At 68.9% G+C, this 16,356-nt stretch carries 12 protein-coding genes; 5 read left to right on the top strand and 7 right to left on the bottom strand.

Annotation, left to right across the window (positions count from 1 at the left end; all coding sequences use genetic code 11):
* Window positions 1–117: 117 nt before the first annotated feature.
* From C1Y63_RS08400 to C1Y63_RS08380, 5 genes are all read right to left on the bottom strand, one after another.
* Complete coding sequence (locus C1Y63_RS08400; RefSeq protein ID WP_106016016.1) at window positions 118–1,740, bottom strand: cation acetate symporter; 1,623 nt, start codon at window positions 1,738–1,740, stop codon at window positions 118–120.
* Window positions 1,741–1,743: 3 nt separating this feature from the next.
* Window positions 1,744–2,088, bottom strand: a complete 345-nt coding sequence (locus tag C1Y63_RS08395) for a DUF485 domain-containing protein (RefSeq protein ID WP_106016015.1) — start codon at window positions 2,086–2,088, stop codon at window positions 1,744–1,746.
* 436 nt (window positions 2,089–2,524) lie between these two features.
* On the bottom strand, window positions 2,525–4,993 hold the full coding sequence (locus C1Y63_RS08390) for an HAD-IC family P-type ATPase (protein ID WP_106016014.1): 2,469 nt from the start codon (window positions 4,991–4,993) through the stop codon (window positions 2,525–2,527).
* A 22-nt stretch (window positions 4,994–5,015) separates the two neighbouring features.
* Window positions 5,016–5,855 (bottom strand): enoyl-CoA hydratase, encoded by an 840-nt coding sequence (locus C1Y63_RS08385; protein WP_106016013.1) that lies wholly within the window; start codon window positions 5,853–5,855, stop codon window positions 5,016–5,018.
* Between the two features lie 133 nt (window positions 5,856–5,988).
* Window positions 5,989–6,786, bottom strand: a complete 798-nt coding sequence (locus C1Y63_RS08380; RefSeq protein ID WP_233195655.1) for an aldo/keto reductase — start codon at window positions 6,784–6,786, stop codon at window positions 5,989–5,991.
* 467 nt (window positions 6,787–7,253) lie between these two features.
* On the opposite strand from C1Y63_RS08380, the gene C1Y63_RS08375 reads away from it, so the two are divergent.
* Window positions 7,254–8,753 (top strand): carboxyl transferase domain-containing protein, encoded by a 1,500-nt coding sequence (locus tag C1Y63_RS08375; RefSeq protein ID WP_106016012.1) that lies wholly within the window; start codon window positions 7,254–7,256, stop codon window positions 8,751–8,753.
* A gap of 211 nt (window positions 8,754–8,964) precedes the next feature.
* Here the strand turns inward: C1Y63_RS08375 and C1Y63_RS08370 are convergent, their stop codons facing one another.
* Both C1Y63_RS08370 and C1Y63_RS08365 read right to left on the bottom strand, forming a co-directional pair.
* Window positions 8,965–9,324 (bottom strand): FKBP-type peptidyl-prolyl cis-trans isomerase, encoded by a 360-nt coding sequence (locus C1Y63_RS08370; RefSeq protein ID WP_106016011.1) that lies wholly within the window; start codon window positions 9,322–9,324, stop codon window positions 8,965–8,967.
* A gap of 454 nt (window positions 9,325–9,778) precedes the next feature.
* A complete protein-coding gene (locus C1Y63_RS08365) occupies window positions 9,779–11,077 on the bottom strand; it encodes a citrate synthase (protein WP_106016010.1) in 1,299 nt (432 codons plus the stop codon).
* 804 nt (window positions 11,078–11,881) lie between these two features.
* Here C1Y63_RS08365 and C1Y63_RS12530 point away from each other — a divergent pair.
* The 4 genes from C1Y63_RS12530 (at window position 11,882) to C1Y63_RS12855 (ending at window position 16,318) form a co-directional block, all read left to right on the top strand.
* Window positions 11,882–12,067 (top strand): hypothetical protein, encoded by a 186-nt coding sequence (locus C1Y63_RS12530; RefSeq protein WP_146128904.1) that lies wholly within the window; start codon window positions 11,882–11,884, stop codon window positions 12,065–12,067.
* 165 nt (window positions 12,068–12,232) lie between these two features.
* On the top strand, window positions 12,233–13,366 hold the full coding sequence (serC, locus tag C1Y63_RS08360) for a phosphoserine transaminase (protein ID WP_106016009.1): 1,134 nt from the start codon (window positions 12,233–12,235) through the stop codon (window positions 13,364–13,366).
* A gap of 267 nt (window positions 13,367–13,633) precedes the next feature.
* Complete coding sequence (sepH, locus tag C1Y63_RS08355) at window positions 13,634–14,836, top strand: septation protein SepH (RefSeq protein ID WP_106016008.1); 1,203 nt, start codon at window positions 13,634–13,636, stop codon at window positions 14,834–14,836.
* Between the two features lie 6 nt (window positions 14,837–14,842).
* Entirely contained in the window at window positions 14,843–16,318 is a 1,476-nt protein-coding gene (locus tag C1Y63_RS12855; protein ID WP_199189091.1) for a hypothetical protein, read from the top strand.
* Window positions 16,319–16,356 lie beyond the last annotated feature (38 nt).

Here is a 16,356-nt window from a genome sequence, read left to right as displayed (position 1 = left end):
CACGCCCCGGCGACGAAGCGCTGGGGCGTGGCGGATACCTAGGTTCTGTGGGTCACGCGGTCCATGCGGGCCACGTGGGCCCTGTGCCGCACGGCGGCAGTGCCGGTGTGCGTCGATCTAGTGGTCGACGGGAGCTTCGACGCCCACACCGGTCAGGGAGCGGACTTCCATCTCGGCCTGCAGGTCATCGAAGTTGTCGGGCTTGCCCACCAGGGTGCCGATGATGCCGGCGAGGAAGGCGAGCGGGATGGACACAATGCCCGGGTTGTTCAGCGGGAACCACGCGAAGTCAACGTTGGGGAGCATCGAGGTCGGCGAGCCGGAGACCGCCGGGGAGAAGATGATGAGTCCCAGGGCGCAGACGAGGCCGGTGTACATCGAGGCCAGCGCGCCGGTGGTGTTGAAGCGCTTCCAGTACAGGGAGTACAGGATGGTCGGCAGGTTCGCCGAGGCCGCGATGGCGAAGGCGAGGGCGACGAGGAAAGCAACGTTCTGGCCCATGGCGAGGATGCCCAGGATGATGGAGACGATGCCGATGATGACGACCGTGATGCGGGAGACCCGCACCTGCTCCTCCTCGGTGGACTGCCCGTCGCGGATGATGGAGTGGTAGATGTCGTGCGCCACGGATGCCGAGGCGGTAATCGCCAGGCCCGCCACCACCGCGAGGACGGTGGCGAAGGCGACGGCGGAGATCAGGGCCATGACGATCGGGCCGCCCACTTCGAGGGCCAGCAGCGGGGCTGCGGCGTTCGCGCCACCCGGCGCGCCCTTGATGTTGTCGGGGCCGACGAGGGCGGCGGCACCGTAGCCCAGGACGAAGGTCATGAGGTAGAAGGCGCCGATGAGGCCGATGGCCCAGGTGACGGAGCGGCGGGCTTCCTTCGCGGTGGGCACCGTGTAGAAGCGCATGAGCACGTGCGGCAGGCCCGCGGTGCCGAGCACCAGGGCGAGTGCCAGGGAGACGAAGTCGAGGCGGGTGGTCGCGGACTTGCCGTACTTCAGGCCCGGGTCCAGCACCGCGCGGTTGCCGCCGTGGTTGTCGACGGCCTGCTGCAGCAGCTCGGAGAAGTTGCCCTTGACGCCGATGAGGATGGCAATGGTGAGGCCACCGACGCCGGCGATGAGGAGCACCGCCTTGATCATCTGCACGTAGGTGGTGCCCTTCATGCCGCCCAACAGCACGTAGGCGATCATCACGGCGCCGACGACGGCGACGATGATGGCCTGGGTGGTCTTGTCGTGGATGTCGAGCAGCACCGACACCAGGGAGCCGGCGCCTGCCATCTGGGCGATGAGGTAGAACAGCGACACCCCGAGGGTGCCGAAGGCCGCGGCGAGGCGGACCGGCTTCTGCTTGAGCCGGAAGCTCAGCACGTCGGCCATCGTGAACTTGCCGGTGTTGCGCAGCGGCTCGGCGACGAGCAGGAGGGCCACCAGCCAGGCGACGAAGAAGCCGATGGAGTACAAGAAGCCGTCGTAGCCGTTGAGGGCCACCGCGCCGACGATGCCGAGGAAGGACGCGGCGGACAGGTAGTCGCCGGCAATCGCGAGGCCGTTTTGCTTGCCCGAGAAGGACGCGCCGCCGGTGTAGAAGTCACTGGCTTCCGAGGTCGACTTGCCGACCTTCATCACCACGGCCATGGTGACGACGATGAAGATGACGAAGATGGCGATGTTCAGCAGCGGGTTACCGACACTGGTGGGTTCTCCCGCGGCGTGGAGTACAAGAGTATTCATGGTTTAGTCCTCCATCTTCTTGCGGATCGCGGTGGCACGCGGCTCGATGTTCTTGTTCGCGTAGCGGATGTAGGCGGCCGTGATGAGGAAGGTCGTGGCGAACTGCGCCAGCCCCATGAAGACGCCCAGGTTGACGTTGCCGATGACCGGCTTGGAGTACAGGCCCGGGTCGTAGACCGCCAGCAGGACGTAGAGGAGGTACCACAGGAAGAACGCTGCGGTCATCGGGAAGGCGAACTTCCGGAAGGAGGACTTCAGGTCCACGAACTCGGGGCTTTGCTGCATGGCCCGGAACTCTGCCGCCGTGGGTTCACGGCGCGAGTCCGCAGGCGTGGCGTGTGCGCTCATTGCTGCTCAACTCACTTTCGGGTTGTGACGCTTCCGGCTGGTCGGGGGTGCCGCCAGCTCGCAGTCGCGAGGAGGGTGGCGCGTCGCACTCGGGGACAATTCTTCACCGAAGTGTGATGCCACCCACGAGGAGCGAATCCCTGTGGTTGACATCATGTGACGCTGTCGTAGTGCCCAAGTTACTCACCTCACATTGCAATGTGTAAATAGTTCAGTCCTCAGGCTCAGCAAATTCTGCAAAACCACCCCCGTCGACCACGTTCACCTGCACTGTTGATCCGTCCAACATCACCCCCGTTTTGTCACAAATCGGCAACATGCAAAGTTTGCAAACCCCGAATTTGCAACCCCGACGGGCGATACCCGCACAGACGACACCCCACCGCACAGCATGCGGTGGGGTGTGCATGACGGCCTCAGCGGCGCGGGCAACGACTTACGCGGCGGGCGTCCCCCGGCGGGCGCCAATGGCCTTGCCGATCCACCAGGCCGCCTCAATGAGCGCCGCCCCCGCGGCACCCGCCACCAGGCCCAGGAGCATCAAGCGATGATCGCCCGTATCCAGCTTCAACACGCGCGCCAGCGGGTGGTAGAAGAAGATGACCACATACGCCCCACCGCAGGCGGCGACGAGGGCCGCCCGCCACCCATTCCACGGGCGGGCCACCACGCCCAGAACCCACACCCCCATGATGATCAGCGCCGCAAACGTCGCCGTCGACGCCTGCAGCAGCGCCGCCTCCGGGGCATCGGCGCCCGGGTTGATGAGCAACCACAGCACCACCGTGACACTGCCGATGATGACGCCGCTGGGCAGCGCCAGGCGCAACACCCGGGACGCGAACCCCGGGCGGGCGCGCTCCGCATTGGGGGCCAGCGACAGGATGAAACCGGGGATACCGATCGTGAACCAGCCGGCCACCGTGACGTGGATGGGCTGGAAGGGGAAGTTCATCGTCGCCAACCCCACCACCAGCGCCAGCACGATCGAGTACACCGTCTTCGTGAGGAAGAGGTTCGCGATGCGCTCAATGTTGCCGATGACCCGGCGACCCTCGCGGACGACCTGCGGTAGGGACGCAAAACTGTTGTTGAGCAGCACCAGCTGCGCCACGCTCCGGGTCGCCGCCGCGCCCGATCCCATGGAGACACCAATCGCCGCCTCCTTCAGCGCCAGCACGTCGTTAATGCCATCACCAGTCATGGCCACGGTATGGCCCCGCGCGTCCAAGGCACGCACCATGTCGCGCTTCTGCTCCGGGGTGACGCGCCCAAACACGCGCGCCCGGTCAATGATGTCGGCGAACTCTTCCGGCGCTGCCGCAGCCTCCGGCAGCTCGCGGGCATCGATGACCTCCCCGTCGACACCGACGGCGCGCGCCACCGCGCCCACACTGACCGCATTGTCGCCGGAGATGATCTTCACCTCCACGCCCTCGCGGCGGAAGTACTCGATCGTCTCCGCGGCGTCGCTGCGGATGGTTTGTTCCACCACGCACAACGCCAACGGGGTGTCGACCTGCAGGCCCGCGAACGACTCCGGGCGGCGGGGATCGGACTCACGCGCCCAGGCACTGTCTTCAGGCACCAGCCCCAGCGCCAGCACACGCAGCCCCTCGGCCGCAATCGCCTGGGCCCGCTCCCCCAGGGGGCACGCGCCCAGCAGCACATCCGGCGCGCCCAGCACAACCATCTGGCCTGCGCCCACCCCCGCGGGCAGGGACTCCCCCGGGCCGTCTACCGCGGGCTGCAGCCGCCAGGAGGAGAACTTCACCGCCGGATCAAAAGGACGCACGCACTCGGCTGTCACCCCGTGGTCAGCGCCCGTGGTGCCCTGCAGCAGGGCCCGCATCGTATCGTTCGGGGCCTCGTCGGCAGCCGCGATCGCCGCCACCACCTGCCGCACCTGCTCCTCGGATGCGCCATCCGCGGGGATGATGCGCGCCAGGTGCATCGTGTTCTCCGTCAAGGTGCCCGTCTTATCCGCGCACACCACATCCACCCGGGCCAAGCCCTCAATGGCGGGCAACTCATTGACGAGCGCCTTGCGCTTCCCGAGGCGCACCACGCCGACAGCAAACGCCACCGACGTCATGAGCACCAGACCCTCCGGCACCATCGGCACCAGCGCCGCCACCATCGCCAAGATCGCTCGATGCAGGGGCGCGCCCGTCTCGGTGAGCTGCACCCAGATTGTCAACAACCCCACCGGCACCAGCAGCCAGGTGATGACCCGCAGAATCTTGTCAATGCCGCGGCGCAGCTCCGAATCGGCGAGCTGGAACTTCCCCGCTTCCTCCACGAGCTTCGCCTGGTAGGAGTCCGCGCCGACCGCGACCGCCTGGTAGGTCCCCGACCCGGAGGTCACGAACGACCCCGACCACACCGTATCGCCCGGGTATTTGTGCACCGGCAGCGATTCGCCGGTGAGCATCGACTCATCCACGTCGAGCCCCTGGGCCTGGCGCACCACCCCATCGACGACCACCTGATCGCCGGCAGCCACCACCACCAGGTCGTCGACGACAAGCCCCTCCTGGGGGATCTCCTGCCGCGCCCCCTCCCGGAGGACGACCGCGGGGCTGGCGGCGAGGATGCTCAGCTTGTCGAGAGTGCGCTTCGCGCGCAGCTCCTGGACGATACCGACCGCCGAGTTGACGATAATGAGCAACCCGAAGGCGCCGTTGACGATGCTGCCCGTGACCATGACACAGGCAAACAGCACCCCCAGGATCGCGTTGATGCGGGTAAACAGGTTCGCGCGGATGATCTCGCCCGCGGTGCGGCCGGTGCGCCGCGACGTGACGTTGGCTTTGCCCTGGGCGCGGCGCACAGCCACCTCAGGCGGGGTCAGACCCCCGGTCGGGGTGTCCTGAGTGAGTGTCAGCGGCGTCGCAAGGCTCATAGCCTCCCATCGTAAACGCTGTTTAGCGCCCCCGGAATCGCGGCGGACGCTTGTCCGCGCGCGCATCGCGCGCCTCCTGGGCGTCCGCGCTCGCCCAGCACTCCTCGTAGGCGCGCTGCTGCGCCTCCGGGAGGGTGAAACCGTAGCCGCCGTCGTTGAGAACATCCTTCAAATGCTTGAGGCTCAACGGCGCACCCGCAGCAACCTGGTGAGCGAACTCCAACGCCGCCGCACTATCGCCCGTCGCGGACGCGAAGCCACTGAGCCGGGCCTCCTCCTGCCCGACCCGGGCGCCGGCCAGCATGATGGTGCGGGCCCACGCCCCACCGACAAGATGCTCCGTGCGGCGCAGCGTCCAATTGTCCAAGGCAAAGCCCAGCTTCGCCGGCGGCACCATGAACCAGCCACGCTCCCCCACCACCCGCAGGTCGCACGCCAAGCTCAGCTGGGTGCCGGCACCCACGGCCGGGCCCTGCACGTCGGCGACCACCGGGTAGGGGAACTCCACCAGTGCCCGCAGCATGCCGTGCAGGGCGTCGTGGAACGTGTCCCCATAGACCGCGCCCGACAGGTCCGCGCCCGCGCAGAAGGCTTTCCCCTCGCCGCGCATGAGCACCGCCCGGATCGGCGGATCCACCGGGGCATGCCCGTCGACGGCCGCCACCGCCCGCAACAGGCGGCTGATCTCCTCGCAGGTCTCCTCGTTGAGCGCGTTGCGCTTCTCCTCCCGGGTGATGGTGAGGATGAGCACGAAGCCGTCGACCTCCGCGCGCAGCACAGGGCTGGAGTGCTGGGCCAGCAGCTCCAACAGTTCCTCGTGCGCGGCGTGCCGGGTGGGGTGATCGGGGGTGGACTGCGTCATCGAAAGGCCTCCTCGAAGGAAAAGAGAAAAAGGGGGAAGACAAGAGAAAAAACACCGAAGCGAAGAAGAAAAAGAAGAGAAGTAACCGGGGGCACCGCACGGCCTGCCGCGCGACCTCCCGCTGTGCGGGGCTTTAGGCCGCGGGGAAGGTGTGCGGGTCCGGGCCGATACGCCCGTCCGCGCTGTCCATGTCGAGCAGGCGCTGCATCTGGTCGTCGGTCAACACCAGGTCCTGGGCGCGGAAGTTCTCCTCAATGCGCTCCGGGTGGGAGCTGCGCGGCAACACCACGGACCCGGTGCCCAACGCGAACGCGATGCACACCTGCGCCGGGGTGGCGTCGGATTCCTCGGCGATGGCCCGCACCACCGGGTGCTCCAGGGTCTTGCCCTGCCCCAGCGGCGACCACGCCTGGGTGACGATGCCCTTGGCGGCGTCCACGGCCCGCACCTCCGGCTGGGAGAACCCGGGGTGGATTTCCACCTGGTTGACCGCCGGGGTGATCCCACAGCGGCTGATCAGCTCGTCGAGGGCCGCGGGGAAGAAGTTCGCCACGCCGATCGACTGGATGGTGCCGAAGCCCTGCATCTTCGCCATGCCGTCGAAGGCGCCCACCATCGTCTTGGCTGCGGGGCAGGGCCAGTGCAACAGGTAGAGGTCCACGTAGTCGAGGCCGAGGCGTTCCAGCGACTGCTGGAAACCACGCTCCGGCTCCGTGTGCTGATCGTTCCACAGCTTGGTGGTGACGAACAGCTCGTCGCGGGTGACATCGCCGGCGGCGACGGCATCGCGAATGGCCCGGCCGACCTGTTCCTCGTTGCGGTAGATCGCGGCCGTGTCGATGTGGCGGTAGCCCACCTCGATGGCGCGGCGGACGGCGGTGTAGGCCACCTCCCCCTCGAGCTGCCACACCCCGAACCCGAGGGTCGGCATGGGGGTGCCGTCGTTGAGGACGACCTCCCGGCCCAGCCGGTGCAGGTCGGCGGCGGTGGTGGCGGGGGTGGACAGCGGCGCAGTGGTGTCAGTCATGACCACCATTGAACACGACCGGGGTGACCTTGCGCTGCTGCAGAGGTGCATCCACCCGCATTCCCCCAGGTCACGCCCCCACCGGGGAACAGTGCACTACCCCCGGCACCTACCCACTGTTTTCACTCCCGTGGGGCACACGTGCGCGCACGCACGGGCATGCAGACGCCTGCCGGGGCGTGGACACGAAGGCTGGCCCATCGCGGCAGGCGCACGCCGCCGCAGTCGTGCCTTCCCTGTAGGCCTCGCTCCACCGCGCCGGTGGCGGGCAGTCACCGACGAGGCGTGGGGGTGGCGATGGGGGTGGATGTGGGTGCCGGATGCGGGGTTTGTGCGGCACGCGCGCGCCCGGACTACTACCGTAGGTGAGCATGAGCCGTACTTCTGCACACGACCTGATTTCCAGCGTTTTGGACCCGGGCAGCTTCCGCTCCTGGGACACCGAACCCGACTACGGTGACATCACCGCCGACTACCGGGACGCGCTCGCCCGCGCCCGGGAGAAGTCCGGCGTCGACGAGGCCGTCATCACCGGCGAGGGGACGGTGCAGGGCACCCGGGTGGCGTTCGTGCTCAGCGAGTTCGGCTTCCTCGGTGGCAGCATCGGCGCGGCCACCGCCCGCCGCATCATCGACGGCATCCACCGCGCCACCGCGGAGAAGCTCCCCCTACTCATCAGCCCGTCCTCCGGCGGGACGCGCATGCAGGAGGGCACCCCGGCGTTCGCGCTCATGGTGTCGATTACGACGGCGGTGTACCGCCACAAGGACGCCCACCTGCCGTTCCTGGTGTACCTGCGGCACCCCACCACCGGCGGGGTCATGGCCTCCTGGGGTTCGGCGGGCCACTTCACCTTCGCTGAACCGGACGCCCTGCTGGGATTCCTCGGGCCCCGCGTCGTGGAGCTGACGACCGGCACGCCGATGCCAGAGGGCGTGCAGTCCGGCGAGAATCTCGCCGCCTGTGGCGTCATCGACGGCGTCCTCGACCCGGAGGGGCTGCGGGCGGCGGTCACGAAAATCATCGACGTGCTGCGGCCCGCCCACCCGGATGCGGACCTCGGGCCCTGGCAGGAGGACAGCACCCAGGAGCGCAGCGCCTGGGAGTCCATCGAACTGACCCGCAAGGACGCCCGCCCGGGCCTGCGGGATATTACTGGGAAGCTCGCATCGCACTTCATTGAACTGTCCGGCACGGGTGATGGCCGCGTCGGCCCCGCCGTCACGGTCGCCCTCACCCGCATCGGGCACCGCCCGGTGGTGCTCATCGGGCAGGACCGGCACGCGCAGCCGCCCTACGGCCCCCACGAGCTGGGGCCGGCGGCGCTGCGTTTCGCGCGCCGCGGTATTGCGCTTGCGCACGAGCTGCAGTTGCCGCTGGTGAGCATCATCGACACCCCCGGCGCGGAGCTGTCCCAGCACGCCGAGGAAAACGGCATGGCCGGCTCCATCGCCCGCACCCTCGGCGAACTCGTCGACGTCGACGTGCCGACGATCTCCATCATCCTCGGCCAGGGCTGCGGCGGCGGGGCGCTCGCCATGCTGCCCAGCGACCGGGTGCTCGCCGCCGAAAACGCGTGGCTGTCGCCCCTGCCCCCGGAGGGCGCGTCGGCCATCATCTACCGCGACACCACCCACGCCCCGGAAATGATGGAACAGCAGCGCGTCGGCGCCCGCGCGCTCAAGGACGCCGGCATCGTCGACGCCCTCATCCCCGAGGCGACGGACGCCGCGGAAGACAAGGACGCCTTCGTCGAGCGCGTCATCAGCGCCATCGACCACACCCTCTGGGAGCTCGACCACGCGCCCCAGCGCGTCGGCCGGGAGCAGCGCTTCCGCCACTACGAAAAGCTCGCCGACACCCCGCTCTAAGGGCCGTCACAGACCCCGGGCGGCCACAGCCCGGGGCACCGGGGCATCCACCCCACCCCAACGCAGCACGACGCCCACCGGCGCGCATATTCTGTGCGCCGGTGGGCGTCGGTCGTTCACGGGACCTTCTCCGCGGGACGTCGGTGCCGTCACACTCGTGCGACGGCCCCTCAGGCTTGTCCCGCGGGGTCAGTGTCCGCGGTGCGCGGACTTAGTGCACCTCGATGAGGTCGATGACGAACACCAGGGTGCGGCCGGAGAGCGGGTGGCCGAAACCAGCCGGGCCGTAGGCGGCCTCCGGGGGGATGATGAGCTCGCGGCGGCCACCCTCCTTCATGCCCGGGATGCCTTCCTGCCAGCCGGCAATGAGCCCGTCCAGCGGGAACTCGATGGCCTGGCCGCGATCCCACGAGGAGTCAAACTGCTCGTTGGTCTCAAAGTCGACGCCCACGTAGTGCACCGTCAGGGTGCTGCCCGGGGTGGCTTCCTTACCGGTGCCCTCGACGAGATCGACGATGACGATGTCTTCCGGTGCGGGGCCCTTCTTGGGCTCAATGACAGGCTTTTCCATGTTGTTGACTCCTCATGCTTGTACAAGCACTTCTAGGTCGTAGGGACCCAACGCCCACGCAGCGCCCCTCACGCACAGCGTGACAGTTCTGCGACACACCCACCGCGCGACATCCCCACAGGGGGATAGTCCGCACCGTGTGCGTGGCGGTGGTGTGGCGTTGGGCGCGGCCGATGCCGCGCACGAATGCCCTACCATCCTAGCGGTTTGCCAGCAGCAAAGCAGATACCACCCCGCGGGACCCCCGCTGCCCCAACGCCCGCAAGCAGGAGTGATGCCGCCCAAGGGGATACTGGCCACACCGGCGCGCACGCCCCGCACGACGACCGTGGGAAGGGCTGCGGGACGCACCCCAGCAACGACACAACCCGCACCCCAGAAGTCAACGGGGGTGCGGGTTGGGTTCAGCTATTGCCTAGGCACCGCGTGCCTTGTGGCTGACGCGCCGGGGCGCTTAGCCGCGCTGGTCGCGCGGGATGAAGGGGCGCAGGGTCTCGCCGGTGTAGACCTGACGCGGGCGGTAGATCTTGGAGGCCGGATTCTCCACGAGCTCGCGGTACTGGGCGATCCAGCCGGGCAGGCGGCCCATGGCGAACAGGACGGTGAAGAAGTCGGTCGGGAAGCCCATCGCACGGTAGATGAGGCCGGTGTAGAAGTCGACGTTCGGGTACAGCTTGCGGCTGATGAAGTAGTCGTCGGCCAGGGCGATTTCCTCGAGGTTCATGGCGAGCTCGAGGGTGTCGTCGCCGCCCATCTTCTCCAGCACCTCGTGGGCGGTCTTCTTGATGATCGCCGCACGCGGGTCGTAGTTCTTGTAGACGCGGTGGCCGAAGCCCATGAGGCGGACGCCGGGCTCCTTGTTCTTCACGCGGTTCATGAAGTCGGTGGCGTCGCCACCGTTGGCCTTGATCTCGTCGAGCATCTCCAGCACGGCCTGGTTCGCGCCGCCGTGCAGCGGGCCGGACAGGGCGTTGATGCCGGCCGCGACGGAGACGAACATGTTCGCCTGTGCGGAGGCCACCATGCGGACGGTGGAGGTGGAGCAGTTCTGCTCGTGGTCGGCGTGCAGGATGAGCAGCTGGTCGAGAGCCTTGACGTGGAGCGGGTCGACCTCGTAGGGCTCGGTCGGGTAGCCGAACATCATGCGGAGGAAGTTCTCGCGGGCGTTGAGCGAGTTATCCGGGTACATGTAGGGCTCGCCGTGGCGGGCGCGGTGGGCGTAGGCCGCCAGCATCGGCACCTTCGCCATGAGGCGGACGGTGGCCTTGTCGAGGTGCTCGATGTTCAGCGGGTCGAGCTCGTCCTGGTAGTAGGTGGACAGAATGTTCAGCGAGGACGCCAGCACTGCCATCGGGTGGGCGTTGCGCGGGAACACGGAGAACTGCTTCTTAAAGTCCTCGTCCAGCAGGGTGTGGTGGCGCACCTCATCGTTGAAGGTGAGCAGCTGCTCCTGGGTGGGAAGCTCACCGTGGATGAGGAGGTAGGAGACCTCGTTGAAGGTGGCCTTCTCGGCAAGGTCCTCAATGGCGTAGCCGCGGTAACGCAGAATGCCCTTATCGCCGTCGATGTAGGTGATCTTCGACTCGGTGGAGCCGGTGCTCACATAGCCGGGGTCGTAGGTGACAAAACCGGTGTCGGCGAGCATCTTGCCCAGGGCGATGCCGTCATAGCCCTCGGTGGCGTGGACGATGTCCATCTCGTACTCGCCGCCGGGGTAGTGCAGTACTGCCTTGTCCTTGTTCTCAGATGCCACTTCGTGTGCCTTTCGCTAATCAAAAACGTCCATGGGGTGCCTGGAGTTTTTCTTCGATGTGCGGTGAACCGTGTGCGGCCCACCGTACCCATAAACCCGTGCACGCCCTTTCAGCTCTCGCCCCTGCAGGATGCGTGGCCCGCGGGTGGTGTGTGCTGTGCGGGCGCCGAGTGGGCGGCCGCGGTGGGGGTGCGTTTATGAGTTGACCTGTCCGGCCGTGTGAGGGCCATCCAGTGTCCGAAAAGATTCATTTGTGATGCGTGTGTGCAACACCCGTCATTGCTCGGAAATGTTATCCGCTGAGGTTGGCTTACACACACTTGGCCGGAAGCGCCCGCCTGCGACCTGCGGCGATGGATGCCAGCCACCCCCAAAAGGGTGGCGCTGACCCCATCACTTCACTGATCTGTGGCGACGCCGGTGTTGCTGTTTTCGCCCGCGCGTCCGCTGGGTTGCCTGCCACGCCACTGCGACACACACCAGTGATCCGCAATGGTCTGACAAGCGCGTGCGGGGTGGTGCGGAGACTCTACCGGGCAGGGCCGCACCCCCGCCACATGGGCGAATGAGGTGCGCCTATGACTGCAGTGTCATAAACCCTGTGAGTGCAGGTCACGGGGAACCCACACGCGACAGCGTCGCATGCGACCCGGGCGACACAGGGCCGGCCACGGGCGATGCGATGCGCGGCGCCACGCCCGCGCGAGCAAGGTAGCCCTGCCTGGCACGTGCGTGGGTTGCCCCACAGCGTACCAGGGATGTGATGAATGCGACAGATAACGGTTGCAATTAAGTTTTTTCCGCATGAGTGTCCCATCGCCGCAGGTCACAGCGGTAGCGCCCGTCACCCTCGCTACCCCCGCCGCTACCCCCACAGCGGCCGGCGGGGCGGCCTCCACCCGCCCCCTCGTGCATGCGCAGGCCCCGCCACTGCGTGACTGCGACCCGGCCGCACCCCCACGGATTACCCCTACGACCACCTGGGAGTGATTCGGCGGGACTAAGGTAGGACACCAGCGGCCACCTGTGAACCCTGGTGGCCCGCGGGCCGCGCGGGCGGCGCCCGCCGCCGACACCTCGTCGTGGGTGTTGCGTCCCGGGCGCGCAGCGCAGGCCAGGTCCGTTTGTCATCCCAGCGAAAACCCAAGATTGCGAATGTCTGACACTCTCCCCACTCTTCCCTCCGAGCTTCGTCCCGCCGATGGCCGCTTCGGGTGCGGCCCCTCCAAGGTGCGCCCCGCCCAGATCCAGGCGATCGTCGACGGCGCGGAGACCATCATCGGCACCTCCCACCGCCAGCCGGCGGTGAAGAACGTCGTGGGCTCCATCCGCGAGGGCCTCGCCGAGCTGTTTTCGCTCCCGGAGGGCTACGAGATCGTCCTGAGCCTGGGTGGCGCGACCGCCTTCTGGGATGCCGCCACCTTCGGCCTCATCGAGAACGCCTCCGGCCACCTCACCTTCGGCGAGTTCTCCGCCAAGTTCGCCCAGGCGTCGAAGAAGGCCCCGTGGCTGGGTGAGCCGACGATCGTCGCCGGCGAGCCGGGCACCGCCCCCACGCCTGTCGCGATGGAGGGCTGCGACGTCATCGCCTGGGCCCACAACGAGACCTCCACCGGCGCGATGGTGCCGGTCGTCCGCCCCGCGGGCTCTGAGGGTTCCCTCGTCGCCATCGACGCCACCAGTGGTGCCGGCGGCCTGCCCGTCGACATGAGCCAGGCGGACGTCTACTACTTCTCCCCGCAGAAGTGCTTCGCCTCCGACGGTGGCCTGTGGTTCGCCGCGATGAGCCCCGCCGCCCTGGAGCGCATCGAGAAGATCAACGCTTCTGACCGTTTCATCCCCGCCTTCCTCAACCTGCAGACTGCGGTGGACAACTCCCGCAAGAACCAGACCTACAACACCCCGGCCGTGGGCACCCTGCTCATGCTGGACAACCAGGTGCAGTGGATGAACGCCAACGGCGGCCTCGACGGCATGGTGGCCCGCACCACCGCGAACTCCCGCGCGCTCTACGACTGGGCCGAGTCCCGCCCGGAGGCCACCCCCTTCGTCGCCGACCCGAGCGCCCGCTCCCTGGTCGTCGGCACCATCGACTTCGCCGACACCATCGACGCCGCCCAGCTGGCGAAGGTGCTGCGCACCAACGGCATCAAGGACGTCGAGCCCTACCGCAAGCTGGGCCGCAACCAGCTGCGCATCGGCATGTTCCCCGCCATCGATACCTCGGACGTGGAGATCCTCACCCAGGCCATCGACTACTGCCTCGACAACGACCTGGCCACCACGTAGTAGCGACCCCCTCCCCCACGCGCGCCCCATGCGCGCCCCATGCGCGCCCCACGTCGCCGCGTGGGTGGGGAGGGGACACCACTTTTTTCGCGCCCCGCGCAGCACTCCGCTGCCGGGGCGCGGCCGTATTCACCCCCCTGTCGGTTACAGTGGTGTTATTCATCTGCCCAGCGTGCGCCCAACGTGCAGACGCGTCTCCGGCGCGGCTGCATCCGCGCGCACCGCTGGATCGTCCCCGCACACCCCGCCAACCCCCAGGAGTTTTATATGCGTGAGCTCACCCTCGTCGCCGATGATTCCGACGCCCACTCCCTGGTGTTTCGCGCCACCGAGGACGAGGACGCAGCCTACTTCCTGCAGGTCACAGGCGAGGTCGCCGAAGCACTGCGCACTTTGCTGCAGTCCACCGACGCGCAGGCGACCGTGACCACCCTCGGGGTCGTCGACGGCGACGCCGATACCCCGACCGACCTCACCGCGCAGGCGGAGTCCGAGGCGGACGACAGCACGGACGCCGCTACTGCTGCCGCGGGCGACGCGGGCGCGGACACCGCGGACACTGCGGGCGACGCTGATGCTGGCGACGCCGCCGAGGGCGAGAGCGACCACAGCGACCCCCACTCCCCCGCCGAGCAGGCCGCAGCGGCGTCCGAGGCTGCAGGCGCCGGGGAGGAGGGGGCGGACTCCGCTGACGCGGCGGAGGACTCGAGCGCGAATTCCGCCGCTGCCCCCGCACCGGCTGCTGCCGAGCCGGCACCCGCGCCGGCGAGCGTGACCGCGCAGTTGACGCTGCGGCCCCGGGAAATCCAGGCCCGCATCCGCGGCGGGCAGACGGTCGCCGAGGTCGCCCAGGAGGCGGGCGTGGCGGAATCCCGCATCGAGCCCTTCGCCCACCCCGTCCTCCTGGAGCGCGCCCGCATCGCCGACATGGCAAAGATGGCGCACCCCGTCCGCGACGACGGCCCCACCGCGCTCACCCTGTTTGAGGTCGTCGCGACCGCCTTCACGGCCCGCGACCTGGATCTCGCCACCGCCCGCTGGGACGCCTACCGGGACCACGCCAACCAGTGGGTCGTCACCCTCACCTGGACGGCAGGCCTCAACGAGCACACCGCCGAGTGGTCCTACCACGGGCGCGGCCAGTCCCCGGAGACCGCAGTGGCCCGCAACTCGCTGGCCGCCGACCTCATCGACCCCGATTTCGCCCGCCCGGTGCGCACCATCAGCCCCGCCGGCCACGGCGGCGGCCGGGTCACCGCCCTGCGCCCGGAGGAAGAACCCGGCGACGATCTCGACCGCACCCGCGACGACCTGCCCGTGGTGGAGGACGACACCCTCCTGGAGGGCGAAAGCCTCCTACAGCACCCGCAGGCGCCGAAGAAGCCCGCGAAGCGGAAGTCCGTGTCCGCCCCCGCCTGGGAGGATGTGCTCCTCGGGGTGCGGGGCAGCACGAAGCGGCCGCGGAAGTAGCCGCCCGTGAGTTCCGACATCCTCGGGCAGCGCACCTCCCACCCCACCCCGGTGCGGGCGCAGGACACCCACGTCACCGTGTGGTTCGTCACCGCCGCCCACCCCGCTGAGGCGATCGCCGCCGCGCCCGCCACCCACGTCGATCGGGGGTTCGGCCGCAAGTACTTAGCGATGCTCAACCCCCGCTGGCCGATCACCCCCATCGGCGAGTTCGTCATGAACCGCTCCATCCCGGCCTCCCCGGGCGAGTTCTACATCGGCACCTTCCCCGGGGTGACGGTGGTGCACACCTGCCTGCCGACGATTGAGCGGATCTCCCAACTGCCCGCCTGGCTCGTCTCCTCCCTGCCGGCGGCCGACACCTACGCCATCGCGTGGCGGGACTCCGACGGCTTCGGCGCGTTTGCCCACCTGCAGGGCGCGACCGTCAAGCGGGCGCTCAGCGCCCTGCCGGACCACGTGCTGGAGGACACCGGCCTGCCCGACCCCTGCGAGGCCCCCTACTGGGCGGGCGAGCACCCCAACCCCAGCCAGCATTCCCGCATCGCGCTGCCGTTCGCGCCCAGCGAGTTGGCCTTCGCCGCACAAACCGCCTGGATTGGCGTCGATGTGCAGGCCACCCACCCGGCGGTGCCGGTCGCGGCGTTCGCCGTCGACGGCCGCACCCAGCAGCCCTCCCCGCCGCGCCCCCACCTGGGCACCATGGTCAGTGCCGCCACCGCGAAGCTGGGCCTCGCCCCGGAACGCGACTACGACGACTACGAGGACTTCGAGCACGCACCGCTCGACGAGCTGGAGGCCGGGCTGGAACACGCCGCCCGGGAGTGGAAGCAACAATCGGCGTCCGTGACCGCCCGCGCGGGGCGCGCACTGCGGCGCACCCGCCGCGCCGCAGCGAAGCTGCTCGGCACCGCGCCCCCGGAGCGGCGCACGACTCCCCGCACCCCGGAGGCACCCGACCCCGAGTACGCGACTCTGCAGGACCTGCACGACCTCGACGCCGCGAGCGTGCGCCCCACTGGCAGTGATGCGGCCCCCAGCCCCGCAGAGGACCCCACCCCGGGCACCCCGCACGACACGCCGGCGCCCACCCGCGCCTCCCGCGCCCGGACGCGCGCTGCTTCCCGCACGCCCGCGCCCCCGCGGGACTCCGCCGCGCAGGACGACCCCGCCCCACAGGCCACCCCTGTCGAGGCTGCCGCGCCCAAGGCCACGGCCGAGCAGGCAGAAGGCACCCCTGATGGGGCGGAGTCCGCGTACGACGCCGCGACCCCGTTGCAGCCGCGCACGTCACGGGTCCGCGCCAGCGCGCCCGACGATCCCAGCGACGCCCTCGACGGGGCGCTGGGCACCCCCGCCGGGGATGCTGACACGCCCCGCCACCCGCGGCGCCTCAACCTGCTGGTGCAGAAGCTGCGCCACACGCTGTCCTCCCCCGCCCCAGGCCACGACGCGTCGGCCGACGAGATCATCATCGACTAGGTGTACGTCCTCGCGCTGGTGTGCACGCTGCGCGGCGT

The organism is Corynebacterium sp. 13CS0277, assembly GCF_002994655.1.
GTDB lineage: Bacteria > Actinomycetota > Actinomycetes > Mycobacteriales > Mycobacteriaceae > Corynebacterium.
Note: the sequence above shows the minus strand (reverse complement) of the source record. Positions and strands in the feature narration are given on the sequence as shown.

Excerpts from the sequence above, each read along its gene's own strand:
- C1Y63_RS08400 (WP_106016016.1), bottom strand. The coding sequence starts at position 1,740 with ATGAATACTCTTGTACTCCACGCCGCGGGAGAACCCACCAGTGTCGGT.
- C1Y63_RS08395 (WP_106016015.1), bottom strand. The coding sequence starts at position 2,088 with ATGAGCGCACACGCCACGCCTGCGGACTCGCGCCGTGAACCCACGGCG.
- C1Y63_RS08390 (WP_106016014.1), bottom strand. The coding sequence starts at position 4,993 with ATGAGCCTTGCGACGCCGCTGACACTCACTCAGGACACCCCGACCGGG.
- C1Y63_RS08385 (WP_106016013.1), bottom strand. The coding sequence starts at position 5,855 with ATGACGCAGTCCACCCCCGATCACCCCACCCGGCACGCCGCGCACGAG.
- C1Y63_RS08380 (WP_233195655.1), bottom strand. The coding sequence starts at position 6,786 with ATGCCGACCCTCGGGTTCGGGGTGTGGCAGCTCGAGGGGGAGGTGGCC.
- C1Y63_RS08375 (WP_106016012.1), top strand. The coding sequence starts at position 7,254 with ATGAGCCGTACTTCTGCACACGACCTGATTTCCAGCGTTTTGGACCCG.
- C1Y63_RS08370 (WP_106016011.1), bottom strand. The coding sequence starts at position 9,324 with ATGGAAAAGCCTGTCATTGAGCCCAAGAAGGGCCCCGCACCGGAAGAC.
- C1Y63_RS12530 (WP_146128904.1), top strand. The coding sequence starts at position 11,882 with ATGAGTGTCCCATCGCCGCAGGTCACAGCGGTAGCGCCCGTCACCCTC.
- serC (WP_106016009.1), top strand. The coding sequence starts at position 12,233 with ATGTCTGACACTCTCCCCACTCTTCCCTCCGAGCTTCGTCCCGCCGAT.
- sepH (WP_106016008.1), top strand. The coding sequence starts at position 13,634 with ATGCGTGAGCTCACCCTCGTCGCCGATGATTCCGACGCCCACTCCCTG.